General features: G+C 35.1%; 17 protein-coding genes. All 17 read right to left on the bottom strand.

The features are described 5' to 3' along the window. Window positions 1-16: 16 nt before the first annotated feature. The 17 genes from B2745_RS07395 to B2745_RS07315 all read right to left on the bottom strand — a co-directional run bounded on the left by B2745_RS07395 (window position 17) and on the right by B2745_RS07315 (window position 26,557). Window positions 17-958 carry a hypothetical protein gene (locus tag B2745_RS07395; protein ID WP_304064838.1) on the bottom strand — a complete coding sequence of 314 codons (942 nt, stop codon included), beginning with the start codon at window positions 956-958 and terminating at the stop codon, window positions 17-19. After that, on the bottom strand, window positions 951-1,955 hold the full coding sequence (locus B2745_RS07390; protein ID WP_304064835.1) for a tail fiber protein: 1,005 nt from the start codon (window positions 1,953-1,955) through the stop codon (window positions 951-953). Before B2745_RS07390 ends, B2745_RS07395 begins: the two co-directional genes overlap by 8 nt. A 1-nt stretch (window position 1,956) precedes the next feature. After that, window positions 1,957-2,943 carry a tail fiber protein gene (locus B2745_RS07385; protein ID WP_304064832.1) on the bottom strand — a complete coding sequence of 329 codons (987 nt, stop codon included), beginning with the start codon at window positions 2,941-2,943 and terminating at the stop codon, window positions 1,957-1,959. Further along, window positions 2,936-3,712: a tail fiber protein gene (locus tag B2745_RS07380; protein ID WP_304064829.1), complete on the bottom strand. Its 777-nt coding sequence runs from the start codon at window positions 3,710-3,712 to the stop codon at window positions 2,936-2,938. The genes B2745_RS07385 and B2745_RS07380 overlap by 8 nt, the downstream gene beginning before the upstream one ends. Window positions 3,713-3,716: 4 nt before the next feature. Beyond that, window positions 3,717-4,661 (bottom strand): tail fiber protein, encoded by a 945-nt coding sequence (locus tag B2745_RS07375; RefSeq protein WP_304064827.1) that lies wholly within the window; start codon window positions 4,659-4,661, stop codon window positions 3,717-3,719. A gap of 1,430 nt (window positions 4,662-6,091) precedes the next feature. Continuing rightward, window positions 6,092-8,920, bottom strand: a complete 2,829-nt coding sequence (locus tag B2745_RS07370) for an FAD-binding and (Fe-S)-binding domain-containing protein (protein ID WP_304064825.1) — start codon at window positions 8,918-8,920, stop codon at window positions 6,092-6,094. Between the two features lie 15 nt (window positions 8,921-8,935). Next, a complete protein-coding gene (locus tag B2745_RS07365) occupies window positions 8,936-10,414 on the bottom strand; it encodes a sodium:solute symporter (protein WP_304064822.1) in 1,479 nt (492 codons plus the stop codon). Window positions 10,415-10,429: 15 nt separating this feature from the next. After that, complete coding sequence (gene murQ / locus B2745_RS07360) at window positions 10,430-11,242, bottom strand: N-acetylmuramic acid 6-phosphate etherase (RefSeq protein ID WP_026902534.1); 813 nt, start codon at window positions 11,240-11,242, stop codon at window positions 10,430-10,432. A 24-nt stretch (window positions 11,243-11,266) separates the two neighbouring features. Continuing rightward, window positions 11,267-12,970, bottom strand: coding sequence for a glycoside hydrolase family 3 protein (locus B2745_RS07355; protein WP_304064819.1), 1,704 nt, complete (start codon window positions 12,968-12,970; stop codon window positions 11,267-11,269). Beyond that, entirely contained in the window at window positions 12,963-14,816 is a 1,854-nt protein-coding gene (locus B2745_RS07350) for a PQQ-binding-like beta-propeller repeat protein (protein ID WP_304064816.1), read from the bottom strand. Before B2745_RS07350 ends, B2745_RS07355 begins: the two co-directional genes overlap by 8 nt. 73 nt (window positions 14,817-14,889) lie before the next feature. Next, complete coding sequence (locus B2745_RS07345) at window positions 14,890-16,398, bottom strand: glycoside hydrolase family 10 protein (protein ID WP_304064813.1); 1,509 nt, start codon at window positions 16,396-16,398, stop codon at window positions 14,890-14,892. 179 nt (window positions 16,399-16,577) lie between these two features. After that, window positions 16,578-17,621: a glycosyl hydrolase family 18 protein gene (locus tag B2745_RS07340; RefSeq protein ID WP_304064810.1), complete on the bottom strand. Its 1,044-nt coding sequence runs from the start codon at window positions 17,619-17,621 to the stop codon at window positions 16,578-16,580. A 54-nt stretch (window positions 17,622-17,675) separates the two neighbouring features. Beyond that, window positions 17,676-19,310, bottom strand: a complete 1,635-nt coding sequence (locus B2745_RS07335) for a PKD domain-containing protein (RefSeq protein ID WP_304064806.1) — start codon at window positions 19,308-19,310, stop codon at window positions 17,676-17,678. A gap of 11 nt (window positions 19,311-19,321) precedes the next feature. Further along, complete coding sequence (locus B2745_RS07330; protein WP_304064803.1) at window positions 19,322-20,086, bottom strand: hypothetical protein; 765 nt, start codon at window positions 20,084-20,086, stop codon at window positions 19,322-19,324. Window positions 20,087-20,090: 4 nt separating this feature from the next. After that, the gene (locus B2745_RS07325) at window positions 20,091-21,608 is read right to left on the bottom strand and encodes a SusD/RagB family nutrient-binding outer membrane lipoprotein (protein WP_304064799.1); all 1,518 of its coding nucleotides are present in this window, start codon (window positions 21,606-21,608) and stop codon (window positions 20,091-20,093) included. A 10-nt stretch (window positions 21,609-21,618) separates the two neighbouring features. Beyond that, window positions 21,619-24,642: a SusC/RagA family TonB-linked outer membrane protein gene (locus tag B2745_RS07320; RefSeq protein WP_304064796.1), complete on the bottom strand. Its 3,024-nt coding sequence runs from the start codon at window positions 24,640-24,642 to the stop codon at window positions 21,619-21,621. A 226-nt stretch (window positions 24,643-24,868) separates the two neighbouring features. Further along, the gene (locus B2745_RS07315; RefSeq protein ID WP_304064794.1) at window positions 24,869-26,557 is read right to left on the bottom strand and encodes a T9SS type A sorting domain-containing protein; all 1,689 of its coding nucleotides are present in this window, start codon (window positions 26,555-26,557) and stop codon (window positions 24,869-24,871) included. Window positions 26,558-26,598: the final 41 nt, after the last annotated feature.

Here is a 26,598-nt window from a genome sequence, read left to right as displayed (position 1 = left end):
TGTCCTTTAGATTATCTTATTTCTTAATGGTATCTATTTCCTGCTGTAACTGTAGAATTTGAGAAGCCATTTCTTTCATTTGCGAGTCTTGTTTTAAAAGATAAAGGGTAAGTTCTTCCACCTTTTTTAATAAAATACTATTCATCTCGCCTAAACTAACACCCTCTTCTTTTACGGTACTTGCTGACGGAACTTCTGGTAAATGTTTATTTTCTTTAATAAAAGCAGCTACATCATCTAAGCTTCTTAGGGTATATTTATCTTCAAAAACATAATCTGGCCATGGACCAACTTCTACCTTAACTTCTGAAGAACGTATTTGGCCTTTAACAGATAAAGCCCCATCTATATGAAGTTTAGTAAAATAACTATTAGGCCCACCTCCATAAGCTAAAGGGCTTCGGGCAGAGTTTGCTCCTGAACTCTCTAAATAAAGAATATTTGAGCCATCTGCAGATAGTCGAAATTGCGGACCACCGCTTCCATATCGATGGAATGCTAAAGTAGGCGAACTATTATTTACAGTACCCTCATTATTAACAATTTCTATACTGTTGGTAGTTAAAGCAGCATCCGTCCATGAATAGCCCTGTATACTTGTATTACCATGAGAAAACCATGATTTTGCTTTTACAGTAAATGCACCACCATTTTCGGTTGGTATTCTGGACCACGCTTGAGCAGGATTATGATTAGTTTTACGGAAATATAATTCTTGGTCAAAAAAAGACCCTGAAAATTGCATAGCGTAATTATTATTAGGGTTAGTATGTCTAACATCAAGTAAATGCCACCAATCACTTGCTCCAGCCGGGTAATTAATAGGTTGGTAAGTTTCAAAAAAACCAGAGGTTGCACCTTGATTACCTTGCAAACCTGCATTATCTCTGGTTTGAGTTTGTGCATGAACTAGGTAGTAACTAAAAAATAAAGAAACTAAAAGTAGATGTTTAATCATTTTTTATGAACTGGTTAATTTGTTTTTCTAAATCTTCATTACGCTTCATCAGGATGGCCAACTGTTTAAGAATATTTTCCTGCTGATACTGACTGGCTTTTAAATATTCATCTTGTTTGATAAGATGTAAGGTTAATTCTTCTACCTTTTTTAATAATAGCATATTCATCTCACTCAAATTAATCCCCTTTTCTTCCATTTCTTTAGCAGAGGGAACTTCTGGTAAATGTTTATTTTCCTTTATGAAAGCTTGTATTTCTGATAGAGATTTTAGCTGATAGTTTTCTTCAAATACATAATCAGGTCCCGGTACATTTAAATCTACCCGAACTTCCTCCGCATGTATTTTACCCTTTACGGTAAGTTTTTCATCTGGAATGGTGGTACCTATGCCTACATTGCCTTTATGATAAACATTTCCTGAGGCATCAAATGAATGATATAAATTACCACTATATTCTAAACAATTAAATCCTTCACAAGAATTTCCATAAATTCTGAAAGATTCATTGTAATCATCATTCAATTGTAACTCAAGCCAATTAACATTAGATGATGATTGAACTTTTCTTAATCTATAAGGATCAGAATCGTCCGTACCATTTAGTGCAAATGATATTTCAGGAACTGTTAATCTGCCTCTAATATCCAATAAACTCACTGGACTAGTAGTTCCTATACCAATATTACCGCCATTAAAATAACTTATACCCGAGGTATTTAGATAAACGGTTTTAAAACCTTGATGACTTATAGCAAAACCATGTTCAACAGCAGCATTATGTGTCATCCACTCTAGTGTTCCATCTGCTGGAGAATAAAGTTTCTTATCTTGAGAATTTTGATTAGAAAAACCTATTCCTCCTGAAACTTCTAATTTCTGAAATGGTGTTAAAGTCCCTATACCCACATTTCCATCTAATGGAAAAACATTGGTTTGTGAAAATGAAATGCTTGTAACAAACAAGCTCATTAAAAAGGTAAAAGTATACTTCATTCTACAGTTTTGTCTTAATTGCCTTTATTTCATCTTTTAATTCCTTTATCTCTTCATTCTGCTTAATCAAATGCAAAGTCAACTCCTCTACTTTTTTCAACAATAGCATATTCATCTCACTCAAGTTAATCCCCTTTTCTTCCATTTCTTTAGCCGAAGGAATTTCTGGTAAATGTTTATTTTCTTTAATAAAAGCTTGTATTTCTGGTAGAGATTTAAGCTGATAATCTTGCTCAAATACATAGTCAGGTCCCGGTACATTTAAATCAACCCGAACTTCTTCTGCGTGTATTTTACCCTTTACAGTGAGTTTTTCATCTGGAGTGGTGGTACCTATGCCGACATTGCCCGTTCCATTGATAATCATTCTTGGGCTATGATAAGGCGTTTCTGCAATTACATTAGCCGGTACTGCAGTATTAAAAATGATAGAACCCTGGTTTTCCTGACCGTTACCTGGGATTAGAATACCGGCACCACTTAAAGTTGAATGATTTTTAGCTATTTTCAAAACTGCATCGTCAGAAATATAAAGATTTGAACCTAAAAAAAAAGAAGCATGATTATCAATACCTACTGTTGAGTAATTTTTTGGACCTTTACCGCTTATAATATCATGTCCAAAAGATATATGACCTGATTTTAAGAAACCAGCTCCTAATTCTAAACTTTCAATAGGATTGTTAGTTCCAATACCAACATTCCCTGTACCGCCATAAATCCAAATTCCTTTATTTGAATAATCCGGACCTCCTGCAACTCCAATTTTTGTATAATCTCCAAGATTAAGATCATAACCTTTACCAATAAGCCAAGTGGATAACCATCCTCCAGGATTAATTCTTAACGCCCTACCATCAATGGAAAAACTGATATCATTGCTCGTAGTACTTCCTCTGTCCATAACAGATTGCAATGTTTCCTGCGCATTAGCCACATTTACTTCTAAAAAAATAGCAGTAAAAAACAAAATGGATAATTTAATCATAAGTTTTGCGATTGAGTTTTTCAACGATGTTAAACAAAATTTGATTCTGATGTTCCAATTTAATGAGTTTACTTTCTTGGACTTTTCGCATCTCATTCTGCTTAATCAAATACAAAGTCAATTCTTCTACTTTTTTCAAAAGCAGCATATTCATTTCACTCAAATTAATCCCCTTTTCTTCCATTTCTTTAGCAGAGGGAACTTCTGGCAAATGTTTATTTTCTTTTATAAAAGCTTGTATTTCTGGTAGAGATTTTAGCTGATAATCTTGTTCAAATACATAATCAGGTCCCGGTACATTTAAATCAACCCGAACTTCTTCTGCGTGTATTTTACCCTTTACAGTGAGTTTTTCATCTGGAGTGGTGGTACCAATGCCTACATTCCCCATATGATTTAGTATCATTTTAGCAGTGCTCCAATCTGAAAAACCGACTCTACTAGTATGGAATGATATGCTATGATTTTCTGTTGAGATTGCACCTAAAGTTTTCCAATGACCAGCATAAATTTTAAGATCATTCCCATAGGTCTTAATCATACCATCGTAATCATTTTCAATACCTAATTCTAAACTAGGATAGTTTAAGACAGATCCTATGCTTAAACCCACGCTACCATTCGCTCCGCCAGAACCGACATTTATATTTAGTTTTGTTAGTGGATTAGTGGTTCCTATTCCAACATTTCCATCTGGTGGAAAAAGATTAGTTTGCGCCTGAACCGTAAGACAAGCAAATAATAAAATTAAAGTATTTTTTATTTTCATGAATTTATTTCTTCTTAAGAAGTTCTATTTGTTCGATGAGATAATTATTAGAATCTTTCAACTCTCTTAAAGCTTTATTTTGATCTATAAGATGTAAGGTTAATTCTTCTACTTTTTTCAAAAGCAGCATATTCATTTCACTCAAATTAATCCCCTTTTCTTGCATTTCTTTAGCAGAAGGAACTTCTGGCAAATGTTTATTTTCTTTTATAAAAGCTTGTATTTCTGGTAGAGATTTTAGCTGATAATCTTGTTCAAATACATAATCAGGTCCCGGTACATTTAAATCAACCCGAACTTCTTCTGCATGGATTTTGCCCTTTACGGTGAGTTTTTCATCAGGGGTTGATGTACCAATGCCGACATTACCATTATGAATAGCTTTAAGTGCAAGTTTAGCTCCTTCATTTGTAATATTATTACCTACATAAAGATTCCATTCATCAGTCATGGGTAAAAACTTATCCATACTTACATCATTACCCGTTTGTGATAAAGCTGTCCAAAAACCATTGAGATTTATAGATCTTACTTTAATATTGACTGTTATAGGAGCTGCTACACCTAACGTTTGAGTGGCTCTTACTCTAAACCTAGGATTTGCTGAATCTGTATTACAATCAATAGTAAAGTTTCTTTGCCCTGGGGTTATGTAAGAATTGCTATTAATCATAGCTACTTCTCTCCATACACTTGGATTAGCATGTGATATACTAGCCAGATGTACCGAAGATGCAGCAATATTCCCTCTAGTATAAGAGATGCTTATCTCATAATAGCCACTAGCACCTGCATCATAAGGAACTACTTTTACAAACTCTATGTAGTCTCCCACAACATAGTTAGCAGAAAAAGTGACGCTTGAAATAAAATTTTCATTCCCAGATGACTGGAAAGCAAAACTATGAGTGGCAAAAAATATCAGAATTGATAGTAAAAATTTATTCATAGGCATAAATAAACCACAATACTATATAAAGAAAATTTTAAATAAAATTATTTTTAAAGAAATAATTTTTATTTCTTATAACTACTCGAAATTAAAAAAACATTAAAAAAAACTTAAAAACACATCCTTCAAAATAAAAAACTTAACACACAAATACCATAAGGAGTCTTGTAAACAATCAATATTCCAATCTGATTATCAAGGCTTTAATAGAGATATTAAATAAAACTTTAATTATATACATGGACATAGCTAGAGTTTCTGCTTAATATTAAACCCTGCCTGCTTAACTTTCCTCTCTTTAAATACTTAAAAAAGTAGACTTAATTTTTGTTGATTTTTCTAAAAAAATGCGTACCTTCAAATTTAATTTTCTATTTAAAATCACTACATTAAACCTGTTATAGCAAGGTTACAGCAATCTTATAGCAAGATTACAGAAGGTTTAACCTATACTCATACTATAAGCAAGCTATTAGCACAAACATACTTTACTATAATTTTTAGAAATCATTAACGTTCGAAGTTTAGAATATTGTTTACTTATATTTAACACTTAAATACTATGTAGGTTATATATTTAATAACCCAAAACACTATTTCTTTACCAAAAACACAGAACTCCCAACGGTAGTTAAAAGGTAGACTTAGACAAATTTTTAATTCTATAAATAATTATTGTGTACCCCGTTAGATTAAAGATATCCGCTCAACTCCGTGACCTTTGCGAACTTTGTGGTTAAAAATTAAACCTTTTAGATTAAAAACGATGAAATCGTTAAGACAGGTAAGCTCTCGTTGCAAAACGAGTGCAAGATAAAAAGCTTTATTTTATGATTGAAAGCTGTTTTATTTTTTTAACCGCGGAGGGCACAGAGTGCTCAGAGGAACTAAAAGTGGCAAACTTAGCTAGGTTATGATAAATATTTTTGGCGTTAAAAACGATGAAATCGTGAAGACATGTTAAAAACTCGTTACAAACGAGCGCAAGATAATAAACTACCCCGTTAAGGATATCCGCCCAACTCCGTGACCTTTGCGAACTTTGTGGTTAAAAAATATTAAATCTTAGAGGTTAAAAACGATGAAATCGTTAAACCATATTAAGCTCTCGTTGCAAACGAGCGCAAGATAAATAGACTTAGCTGGGTTATTTAAGAATTTGATAAATAAATATTTTATAGACTATCTCGTGTCTAGGATATCCGCCCAACTCTGTGTCCTTTGCGCACTTTGGGGTTAAAAAACATCAAACCTTTGGGGTTAAAAACGATGAAATCGTAAAACCATGTTAAGCTCTCGTTGCAAACGAACACGAGATAAGTCCCCATATTTGGAACTAACTCCCGATAGCTATCGGAACTAACAACCAAAAAACCAGAACCTAACCAACTAAAAACTAACCATCTAACCAACTAGAACCTAACCAACTACTCCCCCAAACACTCATCAACCAAATAAACAATCGACTCATAGTTATGCCCAACAGCTTCAGACATGGCCATCTCACAAGTTTTACCGCTAGAGTAATACCCATCAAAAGTACCACAAGCATTAACTTCTTGGGCTTCTGGTAAAGTTGCTGATGCTGTTAATTCAGGGAATAAGAAACCCCTATCTCCTGCCATACCACAACAACCTGCGCTAAAAGGTACGATTACTTCGTCTGCAAAAAACTGAGCTACTTTTATAAATTTTTGCTGTAAACCCATCTTCTTTAAAGAACAAACCGGGTGCAGCACAATATTTTTCTTTTTATTGATATGCTGAATCCTTGGAATGATATAATCTGCTATATAATCAATGCTATCTATAATTTTAAGCGCATCGAATTTTAATTTATTAGCCTCTGTAAGCACCCTTCTACATCCTTGTAATGTATAAGTACAAGAGCTGATATCTAACATCACAGGTAACTTGCCACCGTCTGATGCTGCCCACAATTTTTCTATAGTTTGGTTACTGGTATACTGGTAAGCATCCTGATAACCTTTAGAAGAAAAAATTTGTCCGCAACACAAACCATCAATCTGTTTTGGAATGATAAAGCTTAAACCTGTTTTTTCTGAAATAGCAGCCATGGTAGAAATGATATTCTTTTTCCCTTTTTCTACACTTCCTCCCATTGTTCTGGAAATACAAGTAGGCGCATAAACGACACCGCTTAAGACATCATGCTGTTTAAAAACAGCTGTTTTACCAGTAGTTTTTAATTGGTTAGACCATAAAGGGAAACTCGGGATTTGCTTTTTTACAGCCTTTGTAAAACTACGCATGCTATTTTTACCAAAAGCTGCATTTAAGCCTTCTCCTATTTTAACACCTAAACCAGCAAAAGTTTCTGCCAAAGCAAAGTTTTTAGCCACCAAAAGTGCTGTTTGGTTAGCAAACCTGTTATGACTTTCTCTTCTCAAGCGCTTAATTAAATCTCCGGTATTGATTTCTACCGGACAAGCAGTTGCGCATAAACCATCAACAGCACAGGTATCCATACCATCGTATTGAAACTGTTGTAACAATTCTTCATGCTTTTGATATGCTCTTTTATCACGTAAGTTAACCAACTCACGTCTCACAACGATACGCTGGCGAGGAGTTAGCGTAATATTCCTACTTGGGCAAATATATTCGCAATAGCCACATTCCATACACTTATCTACCTCTTCTTCTACAGATGGTAAATCCTTTAAATGCTGTATATGAGCTTCTTTATGAGCATTGATGATAACACCCGGATTTAATAGGTTTTGAGGATCAATAGACTCTTTTAAAGTCTTCATCACCTGGTAAATGTCTTCTCCCCACTCGGTAGCCACAAAAGGAGCCATATTTCTGCCTGTTCCGTGTTCTGCTTTTAGAGTACCCTTGTATTTGTGAACAACCAAATTAACCACATCTTTTAAAAAGCTATCATAGCGTTTTATTTCTTCTGCTGTGTTAAAAGATTGCGTGACTACAAAATGGATATTACCATCTTTAGCATGCCCAAATATGATAGCGTTATCATATTGATATTGCTTAAAAAGTACTTGCAAATCAGAAATGGCATCACCTAAATGTGCTACCGGGACAGCAATATCTTCTAAAATCACGGTAGAACCACTAGCCCTTACCGCACCTACTGATGGAAACATCCCCTTACGTAACTTCCATAAAAACTCCTGCTCGTAAGGATCAGTAGTAAACTCTGCACTATTTAAAAGTTTTAAATCTGGTGCTAAAGCAAAAAACTGATTGATTTTGAATTGTAAATCTTCTTGTGTATGAGCCTGATACTCGATTAATAAAGCCGAAGCGCTATCTGGTAAAGATTTCAAAATATCAGGAACACCTTTAATATGCTCTATAGAACGTAAAGAAGCCCTATCCATCAATTCTACTGCTTCTGCACCAGAAACCGTTAGCGGGATGATAGCCTTACAAGCTTCATAAATATCAGGAAAGTAAAGTAAAGCAGTAGATTTCTCTTTATAATCGTCTAAAGTTTCTAAAACTGCTTCGGCTATAAAACCTAAAGTTCCCTCGGCACCAATTAATAAATGAGCTAAAATATCTAAAGGCTCATCATAATCTATAAATGCGTTTACCGAGTAACCTACAGTATTTTTGGTTAGATATTTAGCTCTGATGAAATTACGGATAGTTTCATCAGTACTGATTTGAGCTTTTAAATTAAGGATTTGCTGATAAATAGCAGGGCATGCTGTTTTAAACCTTTCGTAATCTTGTGGGTGCTCGGTTGAGAAAACGAGCCCATTTGGTAAAACGAAACGTATGTATTTAGTAGTGTGGTAAGAGTTATATTTAACACCACAACACATCCCGCTAGAGTTGTTAGAAAGTATCCCTCCCATCATAGCAGAATTGATGCTAGATGGATCAGGACCCATTTTTTTACCGTATTTCTTTAAAGTATGATTTACCTTAGCACCAATAACCCCAGGTTGTACCCTTACGTGTTTACCCTCGTTCTCTACCTGTATCTTATCCCAATACTGACTTAAATCTACCAAAATACCATCTGTGATGGATTGTCCGGACAAACTGGTTCCGCCAGTTCTAAAGGTCAAAGGAATTTGATGTTGTAAAGAGAAATGAAACAGTGCAATAACCTCGTCAACAGAAACAGGTTGTACAACGGCTTTAGGTTGTAAATGGTAAAAACCTGCATCTGAAGCATAAGCTACTAAATCTATCAGTCGGGTTTTAATTCTTTCTTTTGGAAAAACTGACAGGAGTAACTCGCCTATATGTTGCATAAGAATAGCTTTAATCTAAAATTTCAATACTTTTTCTCTTTGATTACTAATGGCTAACAAGCATAAAAAGGTAATCGCTGCATTGATGATGATCAATTCGAAACCTACCGAATAATTAAACCAGCTTAAAGAATTAGCGTCAATAACAAAAGACAAAATTGGCGATAAAATACAAATAATAGGAACTAAACTATCTTTTACATTTCTGTAAGTTAACATCCCAAAAGCAAATAACCCTAACAAAGGTCCATAAGTGTAGCCTGCAGCTTTAAAAATAGCATTAACAACAGAATCATCATTGATAAGTTTAAATATCAATACCACAAGAAAAATCAATACAGAAAAAACAATATGAACATAATGCCTGATATTAACCAGTTTTGATGAATTTTGATCTTGCTTTTTATCGAAACCTAAAAAATCTACACAAAAAGATGTTGTTAGCGCTGTTAAGGCAGAATCTGTTGTAGCAAATGTAGCGGCAGTTAAACCCAACATGAAAACAATGGCTGGCACTACTCCTAGATAATTTAAGGCTATTTCTGGAAAAAGATGGTCTGGTGTACCTAAAGCTTTTACATCAATACCTTTGGCTGCAGCGAAAGTATAAAGTAAAGCTCCCACACTTAAAAAGAAAATATTGATACAAACAAATATCCCTGTAAAGGTGAGCATATTCTTTTGTGCTTCGCCTATATTTTTACAGCTCAGATTTTTCTGCATCAAATCCTGATCTAAGCCTGTCATGGCAATGGTAATAAATAAACCACCTAAAAATTGTTTAATAAAATGATTTTTATTACCCACAAAATCATCCCAAAAGAAAATTTGCGAATAGCTACTGGTTTTAACCGTTTCTATGGTGGCTGCAATATCAAGATTTAAACTTTTAGCGATAAAATAAATAGACAATACAACAGACGAAAGTAAGAATACTGTTTGTAAGGTATCTGTAATGATAATGGTTTTTAAACCTCCTTTAAAAGTGTAAGACCATATCAATAACAAGCAAATGATGATGGTTATCCAGAAAGGCACATTCCAGGCATCAAAAATAAATTTCTGTAACACTATAGCTACCAAATACAGTCTAAAAGCAGAGCCTATGGTACGGGAAATCAAGAAAATCATGGCTCCAGATTTATAGCTCCAGAAGCCCAGCCTGCGCTCTAAATAAGAATAAATAGAAATGATATTTAACCTATAGTACAAAGGCAGTAATACAGTAGCTATCAAAACAAAGCCCACAGCATTTCCCAAAACAAATTGAAAATAACCAAAAGCACTCTTATCTACAGCACCAGGAACAGAGATGAAAGTAACACCAGAAAGTGCGGTACCTATCATCCCGAAGGCAACAAAATACCACTTAGAGTTTCTGTTGGCAATAAAAAAACTAGCGTTATCTGATGAACCTTTAGAGGTAAAATATGACACCCCTATAAGTATCAAGAAGTAGATGATTAAAAAAGATAATAGCGTAATGGGCTCCATGTATGATTTTATTTTTTAGTGGCTGATAAGAACACTTTCTATGGCTTTTCTTACGCTACCATATTTCTCTAATAATTGCGTTGCAACATCATGGTCTTTCCCTGTTTCTTGCATAATCATGTTAATACCCCTGCTAAACAACTTATGATTAGTCAGTTGCATATCAACCATTTTATTACCTTTTACACGACCTAACTGAATCATGACGCTGGTACTTAACATGTTGAGAATAAGTTTTTGAGCCGTTCCAGATTTCATACGGGTAGAGCCAGAAACAAACTCAGGACCAACAACTACTTCTACTGGGTATTGTGCTTCTGCAGCCACCGGACTACCTACATTACAAACCACACAACCTGTAACAATACCATGTGCATTGGCGGTATTCAATCCTCCTATCACATAAGGTGTAGTGCCTGATGCTGCAATACCTACTACCACATCGTCTTCGGTAATATCAAATTCTTGCAAGTCTTTCCAGGCTTGCTCGGTATCGTCTTCTGCAAACTCTACGGCTCTGCGTATGGCAGTATCTCCACCTGCAATAATACCAACAATCCAGTCAAACGGAACACCAAAAGTAGGCGGGCATTCCGATGCGTCTAAAACGCCTAACCTGCCACTAGTACCAGCACCTATATAAAATAAGCGACCACCTTTTTTCATTTTCTCTGCCGTAATGGTTGCTAATTTCTCTAGTTGAGGAATAGCTTTAGCAACAGCATCGGCAACTGTTTGATCTTCTTTATTGATGTTATATAAAATTTCTCCAACGCTCATTTTATCTAAGTCGTGGTAGTTAGATTCTTTTTCTGTTACAATTTCCATGTTTATTTTTTTTAATTCTCTCTTTTATTTATTTGCAATGCCAAACCCAAAATGATAATCACCACCAATGCTTACTGGCAAAGTACCATTGGCTTTTATCTCACCTTTTAAAAAACTTAAAACGGCTTCATGCATCAAATTATCATCCTCATAAGCAGCTATCAGATTGTTTAAATCTGTAAAATTACTCATGGCATAAGGTGTACCAAAAGCAATATTAATAGCTTTATTTTGTTGATTAACCTGCTTAACAAAATGGATAACCGTTTGACTAATACCAAAATTGTTAGCCGGGTATTTCGCATATTGATGTACACCCACAATAATAACATCATATTTATTTTGTACCTGTTGCAATAAAGCATTAGCCTCTTCTTCAGATGAGTTATACGCTAAACAGTAGCTATCTGCTTTATAGATGTTTTTTAACTGCTCTGAAAAATGATTTTCAGCTTTTAAACCCACACCTACAAATGCTATTTTTTGTTTATAGTTAAGCGGAGTAATAGCAGAATCTGTTTGTTTAAGCACTGTAATAGCTTGCTTATAGATTTCCTTTTTTAAAGGAATAACCAACTCGTTAAGCTCGTTAACTAAATTTAAAGTATCAATAACTGGTACTTGATAAAGACCTAAATTGTATTTAGCAATTAAAACACGGTTTACTTTCGCTTGTATATCATCCCAGCTTAATTCTTTTTTACGGATAGCTTTTCTAATCCTTTTAATGCTACCTTTAATATCGCCAGGCAAACATAACATATCATTACCAGCAATTAAAGACTGTGCAGCAGCCTCACCTTGCGGATAAAACTTAGCAACACCTTTCATTTCCAGCGCATCGGTAAAATTAATCCCTTTAAAACCTAAGTCGTTTCTTACCAAATCAGTCACATTTTTTTTGGATAAGGAGGAAGCTTGGTTAACCGTAGCATCAATAGCGGGGATGTATAAATGTCCCATCATCATACTGCCAACGCCAGCTTTAATCATTTCTTTAAAGGGATAAATCTCTAAAGAATCTAATTGTGATTTAGATTTAGGGATTACCGGCAAATCATAATGAGAATCAACACTTACATCACCATGCCCTGGAAAATGTTTAGCGCAAGCCATCACACCTGCTTGCTGCATGCCTTGCGTAAGCGCTATGCCAAATCTAGCTACTTTGTATTTGCTCTCCCCAAAAGACCTTACATTAATTACCGGATTAGCAGGGTTATTATTAATATCCACAACAGGTGCATAATTAACCTGTATACCTGCCCTTTTACATTGTATACCTATAGCTTGCCCCATTTGATAAGCTAAATCTGCATTGGCTACAGCACCTAAAGTTAATTGATTGGGAAAACGCAAGATGTCATCAAAACGCATCCCAACACCAGTTTCGCCATCTATACAAACCATTAAAGGTGTACGGGCTTGCTGTTGTAGCTGATTAACCGTTAGGGCTTGTTGGATAGCTTTCCCTTGAAAAAGGCAAATAGACCCTATATTATACTTTTGGATATATCTTGATACTTCTTTGGTATAAAAAATGGCAGAATCACCACTTTTTTCTGATAACCTCAATACCATGAGTTGAGCAATTTTCTCTCTCCTGTTTAGCTTTTTATAAACGCTATCTGCCCATCGTTGCGAAGCTTTAGAAACTTGTAAAAATTCTTGCGCCTGCACTCCGCCTGATAATAATACCAGAGAAAATATAATGAGTTTTTTAATCATGTTGCTTATATTTTAGATAGCTGATTTTGCCATCCATTGTACTTACCATTACCGCATTATTACTGATGGGTTTTATGGTATTTATTAAACAATTTGAGGTTTTATGTTTCCAAATTACCGCTCCATCCTTTTGGTTAAGCGCCACAGCTAAACCAGAATGGGTAGGTATAAAAACCTGATTTTTATAGGTTGTAATAGCTGCCGGATTAAGCTCATAGGGCAATTGTAGTGGAGATTCCCAGCTAACCTTAAAATTTTCGGCAGCTGTTGAAACGCCTATAATTTTACCATCCATGGTTTTAGCGTACACCAATTGTTCATCATCAGATAAACCTATAGATTCTCTTACCCTGTTATTGGCTAAAGTCTCCCGCCAGATAACTTTTCCACTTTCGGCATCAAAAGCGGTCATATACCTATCTGGTGCAACTATAAAAACTTTACCGTTTGCAGCAACAGGCCAACATGCAGCCGGCGAGTACATCCTGTTGGCAGAGCCATTGGTCCATTTCCAAGCCTCTTTACCTGTTTTGGCATCTAAAGCATAAAAATAATTGCCCCAGCTACCAAAATAGAGTTTGCCTTGGTACAAAAGTGGCTTGGTTACTACAAAACCCTTAACTTCTTTATAATCCCAGATTAAACCTCCATCTGCTATAGATAGAGCTCTAAAATGCCCATCTGAAGAGCCAAAATAAACCATCCCATCCACAACTAAAGGACTACCTAAAATAGCTCTAGCTGTTTTATACTTCCACTCTAAATTCCCAGTTTTAGCGTTTAAACAATATAAATACCCATCTGTAGAACCAATTAAAACGCTATTTTGATAAACATAAGGAGTACTATATATTTTACCCTGTGTTTGAAATTTCCATTGCTGCTTTCCTTTAGTCTTGGTTAAAGCATAAACCTCACCTTTGGTATTAGCACTGATGAATAAATGCTTAAATTGAGCTATTCCAACACCCAAATCGCTATCATCTTGAAATTCCCATTTCACTTTTACCTGAGGATACTGCTTATTAACAGCAAAGTTTGGTCGTGGATAGTTACTTGGCTGAAGATGAAAAGCATGATCTTTAAGCGTTACACTTAACCAAGTTTCCTTTATATCAGTTAAAGGTTTTTGAGTGGTAAAAGTAGCTTCGTTATTGGCGATAGTGATGATGTTATACCCCCCAACAGTATCTTTAGCTCTCAAATTAGAGCGTCCCATCACGTTTGGAATACCCTCAAATTCATATTTTTTGTTTTGATGACCATGTCCACAGAGCATCAATTGGGTATTCTTTTTCTTGAGAATATCGATAGCGCTGTACCAATTGTTTAAAGAAGAATCTTGTGGATAATGATTCACATAAATAATTGGAGTTCTATCTTTAACGGTATTTAAAACAGAGTCTAGCCACACGATATCTTCTCTAGGAATTTGGCCAGGCCCCATCCTCATATACGGACCAGAACCCGTACCCACAAACCTGTATCCGTTATAAGTAAAGGTAAAAGTACCAGATTTAAAAGTAGTTAAAAATGAATTTCCGCCACTCTCAGACCAATTGGTATCATGGTTACCCGGAGTTACATAATAAGGTTTGTTTAAGCTATCCAAAATCTGTTTAGCCAATTTTAGCTCTTCATCAGAGCCAAATTCAGTTACATCGCCTGATACGATAACAAATTTAAGTTCAGAGTTACGGTTGATATCCCGAACGGTTCTACGTAAATCATCAGCACCTGTTACATTACCAATATGGGTATCTGTAACATGAGCAAATTTGAAGGGTTGAGCAAATCCATCAAACTTTAAAAACAAACAAATAAGCACAACAAGTTTAAAACGCATGATAACTCTCCCTATTGAATACAAAAATGCAAAAAAACGCATTTAAACAAAAATAAAAACGCATAAAAACGCATTATCTTTTCACCATATTTGATGGATCACTTTCTCTGTTATTAAAATTTAAGGCTGTTAAGATGTATTGATGTTTCTTATGCTTATTAATATGAAGTTCTATTTGATTAGCCGGAGCCCAAATAACTTTAATAATTTTTGCAGGATTATCCAGATCAATTTCTTCTTTCTTATCAAACTGATACAATACATATTTTCTTACTGATGATGAAACACCTATTTGTTTTGCAGACTTCCAACTCAATATAATTTTACCTTTTTCCTTTTTTGCTATAAGATGCTCTGGTGCCGAAGGCGCAGTATCACTTAACCATGTCATTACAGGTGGTATAGCCTTATATTTATAAAAATTTTGCCTTAAAGAATCCTGAAAACCTCCAAGGTTATGGGTTACAGATTTAGAACTAAAAAAAACGCTCCCTTGTATATGAGGATTATTTCTTAAATACCTGATTTGATTAGGCATTTGTTGCTTATCATTCCAACCATTTTTATCTTCTACTAAACGGTAAACCCCATGTCCTATGTAAACATGTTTACCAAAAGCATTTTTAGCCCACCAATCCACTAACTTTTCATAAGCAGCCGGTGCATAGTTAAACGGAAAATATATTTGAGGATTGATATAATCTATCCAACCTTGTTGTAGCCATTTTTTACTATCAGCATAGAGTTGGCTATAATGTTGAAAACCTGTAGTTTCAGAACCTTGTGGATCCTCTTTAATATTTCTGTATATCCCAGACGGAGAAATACCAAACTTTAGATAGGGCTGAATAGCTCTTAAACTATCAGATACTTGTTTAATCAATAAGTCAACATTATCTCGTCTCCAATCTTCTATTGTCATTATCCCTCTAGGGTATGTTTTAAAAGTTAAGCTATCAGGCATGGCTTGCTTATCTGGATATGGATAGAAATAATCATCAAAATGAACACCATCTATATCATAATTTCTTACCACATTGGTGATAATTTGAGTGATATAGTCTCTTACTTCGGGTAAACCTGGGTTAAAATATTTCTTTGTACCATAGGTAAAAAACCAATCAGGTTTTTTATAAAGTAAATGATTAGAAGATATGTTAGCCGTATCTAAATCATTTGTTGCTCTGTAAGGATTAAACCAAGCATGCAATTCCATCCCCCTCTTGTGTGCTTCTGCTACAGCAAAAGCCAATGGATCATAAAATGGTTGCGGTGCTAAACCTTGTTTACCAGACAAAAACATTGTCCATGGCTCGTTACTTTTGGCATAAAGTGCATCTGCTGATGGTCTTACTTGTAAAAAAATAGCATTCATACCATTTTTTTCATGCTCATCAAACAATTTAATCAATTCTTCTTGCTGTGAAGAAGAGTGAAGTCCTGGTTTTGAAGGCCAATCGATATTTTTAACTGTTGCAACCCAAACAGCTCTAAACTCTGTTTTAGGTGTTTGCTGTGCAACTAATTTACCACCTAATAAAAAGAAAAGTATAGGCAATAGCAGGTTATACCTTTTGTTCATAAAAAGTTTTTTTTAGAGGCTGTCTCAAATTGGTACACGTTGTATCAGGCCGAGCACCTGCTTTAGGCAGGGAGTCGAAGCCTTTTCTGAGCGTATTAGAGAACATCTAGAATCTGCTCCAATCAAGACAAATACGGTTTTTGGAGACAGCCTCTTTAATAATAAAGATTTTGGTAAGCTTAGTAAGTTCTGCCTATAGCATCATTTGCAGCTTTCAATAAAGATCTATCACCATTTATATCCTGGTAAAATTCCCAAAACATAATACCATTAGCGTTATTTTTTGCCATTTGTGCTTTTTGTTTCACAGTAGGGATACCATTATAATAATAGGTTACATTATCAGAATTAGTAAAAGAATTAGCGTCAGGATCAGCACCAAGACGTATCAAATCTCTGAAAGTTAAAGCAGCATTAGCTGCATTTTTACCGTAAGCAGGTATACCTACTACAGCTTTTTCTTTAGGGATACCTTTTTGGTTTAACCAGTAATTGATAACATCCTCAGTAAGTACCAATGAAGCATGGTTAGGATTTCCCCTATAACCAGCGCCATCATAAGCCATAAGATTAATAAAATCCATCGCCTCTACAGCACCAAGGGTAATACCATCTCTAATTCCACCAGGAAAAACACCTGCAGTAACCGCTGCACTTAAATATTTATGCCAAGCGTGTAGTTCTGTAGAAAGCTCTCTCATGAAACTTTCATAAGTAATGTGTTGCCCTTTATCTGCTGTAGGGTATTCCCAGTCGATATCTATACCATCAAGGTCATTAACAACCGCAAAATCTACGATATTCTTTATAAAGACCGACCTTAATGCAGGGTCTTTTACAATATTTTCATAAATCTGCTTTTCTGCGGCTGATACTCCAGCTATAGAAACACCAAACTTTACCCCATTTTCTTTAGCTAATTTTTTCATTTTCTCAAAATTAGCCGGACGAGCAATAGCTTTAAGTGTACCATTTGCATTTGGATAAGCAAAGGCAAAATGTAAATGGGTGATCATTTTAAACTTAGCTAATTCTATAGAATCTGGTTCTCTGCCTTCGGCATAATAAGCCACAACCTTAAAATTTCTATCTGACACATAAGGGGTTGTAGGTTTCTCTCTCACGGCTCCAGTATTATAACCGTCAGGAACTATAGCCACCTCTTTCTGACAAGCCTGAATGGTTATCAGGACTAAAAAATAGATATAAAATACTTTTTTCATCATTCTAAATTTTTAGAAGACTGCCCTTAAAAAAAGGACAGTCTTAATATTCATTTATCTTCTAACATTGTCTATAGCAATACCATAAGGTGCATAACCTCTGGTAGCTGGTATAAAGGCTGGGGCAGTACTACCATCCAAAGGATATATTTTCACACCTGAGTTTACTGCAGGATTATTTCTAATTGTAGGGGCGTTAGGATCACCTGATATATCCAAATCGCTACGGTATCCATAATATAAATACCCTCCTGTTGGTAAACTGGCATCTAAATTTAATGCTAAACCAGTTATGTAAACCCATTCATTTGCAGAACCTTCTTGTGAAAAAGCATTTGCTGCTACTTGCATACTTGGGCCATTATCAATAGCTACTACATTGTTACCATCAAGATCTGCTCTGTACAAACCATAAGCCCCAACATTAACAGCAAAATAAATTTTACCATGCACTTGGTCTACTACAAATGATCTGATGGCATAATTCATGATGTTTCCACCTAATGGTGCAATGAAGTTTCCAGCTGTACTAAATCTCCAGATTCCTTTTCCTGTTGTACCGGTTTTAGAAAGCCAAAGCTCATTATTTACAAATTTTATATCACCATCAAAATAAGTAGCAGTAGATACCCCAGCATTTGCCGCAGTTAGAGCAAATCTTGATAATGGATACTGTGCATCCACAGCGTTAAGAGGTACTGTTCTTACCCCACCGTTTCGTTCTGTAAACCAAATATTTCCGCTATTATCAAAAGTATGCATCCATGGATCATTTCTATAATCAACAACTTGTGGTGCAGGAGGTGCTACAAAGTTAGAAGACCTGGTTAAAATTACCGGATTAGAACCATTGATATCATAAGAAGTAATATTCCCATCAGGGGCTGCATTTACACCTGAACTAAACCTTAATCCTTTACCTGTCTCTACAACATAAATTCTGTTATTAAAAACACTCATAGATAATGGGTGTAAAGTTGTAGCAATATTAGTTTGTTGAACAACTGCGTTTTGCGCAAAACTTAGTCTATAAATCCTCTGGGTAATGGCATCTGTAAAATACAAGCTTCTTGCCAGCTCACCTTTTACTTCAATAATTCTGGTTACCGTTAATATTTCTTCACCATCATTAACTGTTAAAGTTATGGTATGAAGACCCTCTCTTTCAAAGGCAACAGTTGGATTTTGCTCATTTGAAACTAAACCTGGCTCATCAAAATCCCATGAGAATGTAATATCTCTATCTGGAAATTTAAAGGCAGAAGCCTGAAATTCGTAATCATTAAACACCTCTATATTGGCTGGTGCTGTAATAACAGGGGTTCTCTTTCTTACAACAAGCTCTCTAACCAAAGAATCTACCCTACCATCTTGCCAAGCTGTTAAGGTTACTTTATAAGTACCTGGCAGTTCGTAAACTATGGTATCAGGTACAATTTTGGTACTAGAAGATACATCTTGTAATCCTTCATTAGTTAAAATCTTACCTTGTGGAAAGTTCCATAAAAACCTTTCTGAAAACCTCGAACGGTTTGTTAAAATAAGTTTGGTTGGAGCAGTGATATTACCCTGAGGAAAATCAAAATAAACATCAAATTCTCCCGTAGGCTCAATTCTGCTGATTTCATCTTGCTTGCAAGCTCCTGCAAACAAAAAAACCGCCATTAAATACAATAAATATTTTTTCATCTTTAATATGTCTAATATTTAGCCTGAAAGACTGTTAACACTTCATTAAAGGCTTTATTTTGTGAGGTTACCTTTACCTTCAGATTTGTAATCAGCTCTCCTTTTTTAGTGGCCGTCCGTAAAGCATTATTAATCAAAAGCTGCCTGGTTAAGTTGGCGTTTAAATTAGCTCTTCCGGCTGCTGTTAAGGAACCACCACTAATATCACTAGCAGGTGCCGTTGGAAATAAAGCTCTATAATCTAAAACATTGATATTTCTACTCAAATGATCTTTCAAAGAGGCAAACCCTTCATCAGAAAGCGCATTGATTAATTCTGCATCCTTAATATCCTGCGGCATAAACTTTTTATAAACATTTCTGATAACGTAAGCATCGCTAAGTGTTTCGTAAAATTTATTCAGCTCATTATTCTCGTTTATGATGGTATAGTAGATATTATCTGTTGCAACAGAATCTACTACAAGATATACGGGCACATCATCTACAAAAGAATTTAAAGTAGTATTATTCAAAACAAGGTTTACTGCATACTTTTCTACTATAGTTTCAGAAAATTCTACTTTATCAATAATATCATTAATATGCCATGTAGAGGCTGTAAGAATAATAGAATCTCCTATTGCAGGTGCTCTGTTATTTAAAGTAACTCTTAAAGTTGCTCTGTGGGCATTATTATCAAGTGTATTACCTAAATCTGTTATCGGACTTTCTTTTTTACAGGATAGCAGTCCTAGGGCCAATCCTGCAATTAAAAATATGTTAATGCATTTCATGTCGTTAGTTTTTTAATTGTGACTGTTCTGCCCACCATACCGGATTAAATACCCAATCTCTGGCGTCTGCACCAAATCTTGCAATCTCCTGTGGATTATAAATATATTCAGTTTGCCTATCGTAAGGAAGTCTTTGAATCCATCTTCCTTGCCATTCTGCAAGCGCATTTCTTGGATAATAGATTCCCGGATAAGCTGTTGTACTGTATCCATACCTACGCATATCTACCCAAGTTTCTCCTTGAAGATACATGGCAACATATTTTTGCATCATGATATCACTAATTTTTAATACTGCAGGATCTGCAACTACTTTAGAGGTAGTCATGTATGCCGCAATATCAGCATCAGAAACTCCTAATCTTCTTAAATTAGTTTCTATACCTAACTCATAAGCAGCGTGTGCAGCCTCAAGATTTCCTTTATAAAACAAAGCTTCCGCTTTTATAAAATAAAGCTCTTCCTTTAGGATAAATGGCGCAGGAGAATCATTTCTTGTCCAAAAACCATTGTACAAGTTCGCAAAATCTGCCATAGTAGTTCCTGTAGGTAAACCCAATGTAGACAAACCTTCTGAAGCTCTAGCAGCTAAATACCTGTTATTGGCTCCTGGCGTTGTAAGTTTAAACAATCTAGGATCGTAAGTTAAGCCGGCTTCATTTAGTGTTAAATAATTCATTAAGAAATCGGTGTGCATAGATTCCACCAATACATTTCTAATATCAGCAAAGTTAAATTCAGGACTTGCAACTTGCGGGCCCCATAAATTCATTTCCCATTCTCTGGTAGCACCAGCTGGATATTTGTATATCGCATCATCAAAATTAGTCAATGCATCGTCTACCGTGGTAATTAAACGATCGTATCCATTATCAAAATTTGCAGTATGTAAATACATCCTGGCTTTTACCGCTTTTGCAAAGGCAGCCCATTTTCTTAAGTCGCCACTAAAAATTAAATCGGAAGTAGCATTCATGGGCCTATCGGAAGGGCTTGCCTTTTCAAGATCAGCCAAACCTTCATTCAATAAGCTTTCAATACCTGCATATACTTGTTGTTGAGGATCGTAAACAGGATTAAAACTCGCACTATAAGCCTGAGAATAAGGCATATCTCCAAAAGAATCTGTTGCAGTAAGGTAAGAGTAAGCTAACATAATTTTAGCTACACCTAAATAATTAAATGAACCCTCTCTTTGTGCAGTTTCAATTAAGCCTCTACAATTACTTCCAACATCAAAATAATGCCATCTCCATGCACCTAAACGTGTAATAGCGTTGTAATCTAATTGAGACTCGATTCTTGTATTTGATAACCTTGTAGTAAGGTAAAAAGAGTGATAACTAGCAAAACGAGCATGTGAATAATTATGATAGGCCATATTTCCTAAAATGGCTGGTAACCTTAAATTAGATGGTGAGGTTACCGGGTTTACTGGATTTACATTAATATCGAGTTTAGAACACGATGTTAATAGAAATACCGCCAGTAATATCGAAAATGTTTTAAAAATATTTTTCATCATTCTTTGATTAAAATCCTACAGTTACTCCTAATGAAAATGTTCTTGATAAGGGAATATTTCCAAAGTCAACACCCATGGTACTTCCCCCTCCGCCTCCGGCATTAGGTCCTGCACTATTTACTTCCGGATCACCTCCGCTATAATTGGTAATTAAAATTGGATTTTGAGCTGATGCTTCAAAGCTTAATCTTCCTACTTTAAGTCTTTCTGCCATTTTTTTAGGTACACTATAACCCAAAGTAATGTATCTAACTCTGGCCCAGTTTACAGTCTCTATAAAATTAGTTCCAACAGGTGTATATCTATTCGTGAAAAACGCAAAATCTAATGCTACTTCTCTGGTATTCTTGATAAAAGAACCATCTGCCTGCTGTACAACTCCGTTAAAAACATACATTTTATCTCTGTACTCGCCTATATCTTCTGCCAACCCTCTAGAAACCATCCCTAAACGTGTGGCGTTATATACATCACCCCCAAAACGGAAGTCCCATAAAAATGATAGGGTAAATGTTTTATAACTGAACTTATTTAATAAGCCTAGATTTAATTTTGGCTCTCTGTTACCAATATATAATTGTGAACTTTGTGAGTTAATAACAGGATAACCCGTATTATCTATAATGGTAAATCCGTCTTCATTTTTAAGATAATCGGTACCAATAATACCTAATACAGGCATATCAATCATAGACCCTGCGATAGCAGCTGTATAAGGTTGGCCAAATGTATAAGGGAATACCGTAATTTGACCTGGGAATTCTAGCATTTTAGACCTGTTTCTCCAACCATTTAAGGTAACGTCCCAATTAAAGTTCTTACCTTTTATTGGACTTCCGTTTAATGAAACTTCAACCCCTCTGTTTCTTAATCTACCAGCATTAAAAGCTTTAATAACAAAACCTGTTGTTAGTGGTACTCTGGCAGTAACAATTTGATTGCTACTTTCTTTATCATAGTATGCAACATCAATCCCTAGCCTGTTCTTAAGTATTCTAAATTCAGCTCCATATTCATTCTCAATCGTAGTTTCTGGTAATAAGTCTGCATTTCCACCGGTAGGGTCATTTTGATAACCACCACCTACACCCAAAAACTGCCTTAAGTTTGTATTTGTTCTATAAATAGGAGCATCTTTACCTACTTTTGCATAGCTGGCTCTTAATTTACCATACCAAGTACCTTTGTTTTCAAATAACTCTGAAAATGTAAAACTAGCAGAGTAAGATGGTGAATAAAAAGACCTGTTTTGTTCTGGCAAAGTAGATGTCCAGTCGTTTCTACCGGTAATCCCGATAGTTAACATACTTTTATAATCTAACTTAAAATCGCCGTAAGTTGCATAGCGCCTTCTACGTGGAAAAGCTTCTGTAACAGTTAAATTATTTCTGTCGATATTATTGACACTATAAATACCCGGTACAATAAAATTCTCCCCTGAGATAGCATTTGTTCTTGATTCAAAATATTCTGATGAACCTCCAAGAATTAAGGTCGCTCTTAAATCTTTAGTGATGTTTTTATCGAAAGTACTGTTTAAGATATTGGTTATAAACTTGTAATTACCTTTGTTTTCAAAAAGGCGACCTGTTAATAAACCTGGTGTACCTTCTACTGTGATGTTAGAATAGGTTTGATTGTAAAAATCCTGACCTATCCTGTAGGAAAGATTTATCCAGTTATTAACTTTATAATCTAAGTTTCCGTTAACAACTATACGTTGGGTGTTCGTATTTCGTGGATTTTTCATCACATTCCACATAGGTGAAAGGATTAAGGTTTCATCCGAACCTGTGATATCCGAATACTCATAAAAAGGAGAACCATTGGGCTGCTCATACCTTAAAATATCATAACGTAATGGATAATTATAAATACTATTTGCATAACCACCTGATGTGCCTCCTACTATACCTTCTTTGATGTTGTTAGAAATATAATTGGCAGACCCCCCTAAACTTAAGTTTTTAGAAAGCTTTGCAGTACCTTTTAAAAGAAAAGTAATTCTTTCTGAACCAGTGTTTGGAATGATCGAAGAACCATCTCTATAATTACCACTCATGTAATAATTGTATTTTTCGGTACCTCCATTTACATTTAAGTTAACATCATTTACTAAACCGGTTTCAAAAAAACGATTGATGTTATCGTAAATAGGCTCATCGTATCTAAATTTACGACCCCAAGAAGAAGTTGATCTTTCATCAAAAACACCTCCAATACCTGTGGTAAATAATTTTTGCTGACCTGGGGTTTTTCCTACAGTTTCTACAAAGCTTTTGTATCCACCGCTAATTTGTACAGCACCAGTTTTACCTTTTTTAGTTGTGATGATGATAGCTCCAGAGGCTGCATCGATTCCATATAAAGCTGCTGCTGCAGCTCCTTTTAATATAGAAATATCTTCTATATCCTCTGGATTAAAATCGGCCAATCTATTAATAGTACCATTTGTAGATGCATTACTCACCCTAATACCATCTACAATCATAAGCGGCTGATTATCTCCCGTTAACGAAGAAACCCCTCTTAAAATAATTTCTGATGGTAAACCTGGAGAACCACCTGACGAGGTAATTTGCGCACCAGCTATTTGTCCTTGCAAACTGTTGATGATATTAGATTGATTAGCATCTCTTAAATCATCACCTTTTACGGTTTGAACGGCATAGGTAAGTGTACGTTTATCTCTTTCTATACCTAAGGCTGTTACCACAACTTCACCCAAAGCTTTAGCATCCGCACTTAAAGCTACATTTATAATAGTTGAAGCGCCTACTGGTTTTTCTGTAGTTTGCATACCCACAAAAGAAAATACTAAAACTGCATTTTCCGGCACAGAAATTTTATAATTTCCATCTACATTGGTTTGCGTGGCTTTTGATGACCCCTTTAAAGACACAGCAACGCCAGGAAGCGGTTGTCCGTCTCCAGCATCTGTTACTTTTCCACTTATCTCTTTTTGTTGTGCAAAAACTTGCAAAGAGAACAAGACTAGTCCAAAAACACTCGCGATTAGTCTTTTTTTCATAATGTTAAATTTGATTGAGTACAGTTCACGAATTAAGAATAATTGGCTGTTAATTAATTATTTATTGATTTTTAAGATTGCTTTAAGCTAATATAAACATAAAATTTTAATTATGCGTTTTTATGCAATTTTATTTTTCCACACTGTATAAAACCGCAAAAACTGTTAAGTCTATAAAAAAGCAGGCTAAGTATGCCTGCTTTTTTATAATTTCTATGTACAGCTACTACTGTTTTACAAATTTCAGCGATTGTACTTCGTTTTGTAAGCTTATAACTTTAATAAAATAGATACCTGGCGCTAAAGTGGATACATCAATATTGGTAAGTTCATCAGCTTTTCCTTTAATAAAATCTTGACCTACCATATTATAAACGGTATAACTAGCTCCTTTTAAAGAAAGCGGTGTACTTAGGGTCAAAGTATTTTGAGCAGGATTAGGATAAATTTTAACAGCTAATTCATTTAAAACATTATTTACTACCTTAATAGTTGAGTATTCAACATCGCCATTTAAGTCAATTTGTTTTAAACGATAGTACTGGGTACCTGCTGGCACTGTTTTATCTTCATAGCTATAATTAATTACGGATGAAGAATTACCTTGTACAGCTTTAGAAGCAACAAAACCAATTGAGGCGAATTCCACTCCGTCTGTAGATCTTTGAACATCAAACCCACTATTATTAGACTCAGAAGCAGTTGTCCAACTTAATTTACTAACACCATTAGATAATCCAGCAGTAAATGAAGTTAAAGAAACTGGAAGGGTACCGTCTGCTGCAAAATTCAAAGTATAAGATGCTAAACCATTATTAGTAATTAACTGAAAAAAGGTCATGGCTACAGAACCATTACCATTTACTACTCTCTTCATTGCAATATCAGCCGTAGCATTAGTATTAGCGTAATATGTATTGGTGAGTTGCGTACTTTCAATTAATTTAATTGCATTAACATCTGTTACATCATATATATGAAGTATAAGTCCTTCACCAGTAAATGGATTATCATTTGCACCTGTTGTTGCTAAAAATTTCTTAGCTCCAATTTCAAAATATTCTAAAGCACTAAATTTATCACTAATAGAACCTGCAGTGGTTGGGGTATAAGTCCCTACAGGAATTGATGGATCAGAAGCAGAAGGTCCTAATCTTGTAGAAACTACAACTTTAGTTTCAACACCAGTTGATGTAATTAGTCTTTTCGCTACAGTAACACCACTTATCCATAAATCGGAAGTTATGCCTGTAGTTACAGGCGCAATACCAGATCTTGCGCTATTAGCAGTTAACGAAATATTATTCACCTTAACAAAATCTGTGATTCCAGGTCCATTTTTGTTTACTATTTGTACACTATGAGTAGCAGGGGCTACGATGCTAGGATTACCACCAAAATACATCACAACATTTTGTCCGGAACCGGTAACAGCAAAGGAATCTCCCGTTCTCTCGCTGTTCAAAGTAATACCAGTTGAAGCGTTTCCTAATTGAACTGGATTAGCAGTTTCATTTGCCCAATAATATACAAAAGTATTACCATTAGCGGTTGAAGTTCTTAGAGATGCGGCGAAAATTTCCCCTGTAGAAGTAACCCTAACTTTTTGAAATCCAAAAGTGCCTTGCGTAATTCCTACTTTACTCAATGTTCCTATTTGCTCTCCAGTTGCTGGATTAATGATATAAATGTCTATACCTCTATTGGCAACATACAATCTATCAGTTACAGGATTGTAAGCACAACTAGCTATATTATTAGTTGTTGTTGTAGTCTGAAACCATGAATATCCATTTACAGGTATAGGATTAGTCCCTGCAACAATCGCAGTTTTCTCCCAATTCCTTACTGAATTTTGCGCAGCAGCAATAAAACTTGTAGCAGTAAGCAACATACAAAGTACAATTTTTCTCATAATAATAATTTTTAAGTGATATAGTTGGATTAATTTTCTTT

It is taken from the genome of Pedobacter glucosidilyticus, assembly GCF_002483235.1.
In the GTDB taxonomy this organism is placed as follows: domain Bacteria; phylum Bacteroidota; class Bacteroidia; order Sphingobacteriales; family Sphingobacteriaceae; genus Pseudopedobacter; species Pseudopedobacter glucosidilyticum_B.
This window is presented reverse-complemented; position numbering and strand designations above follow the sequence as displayed.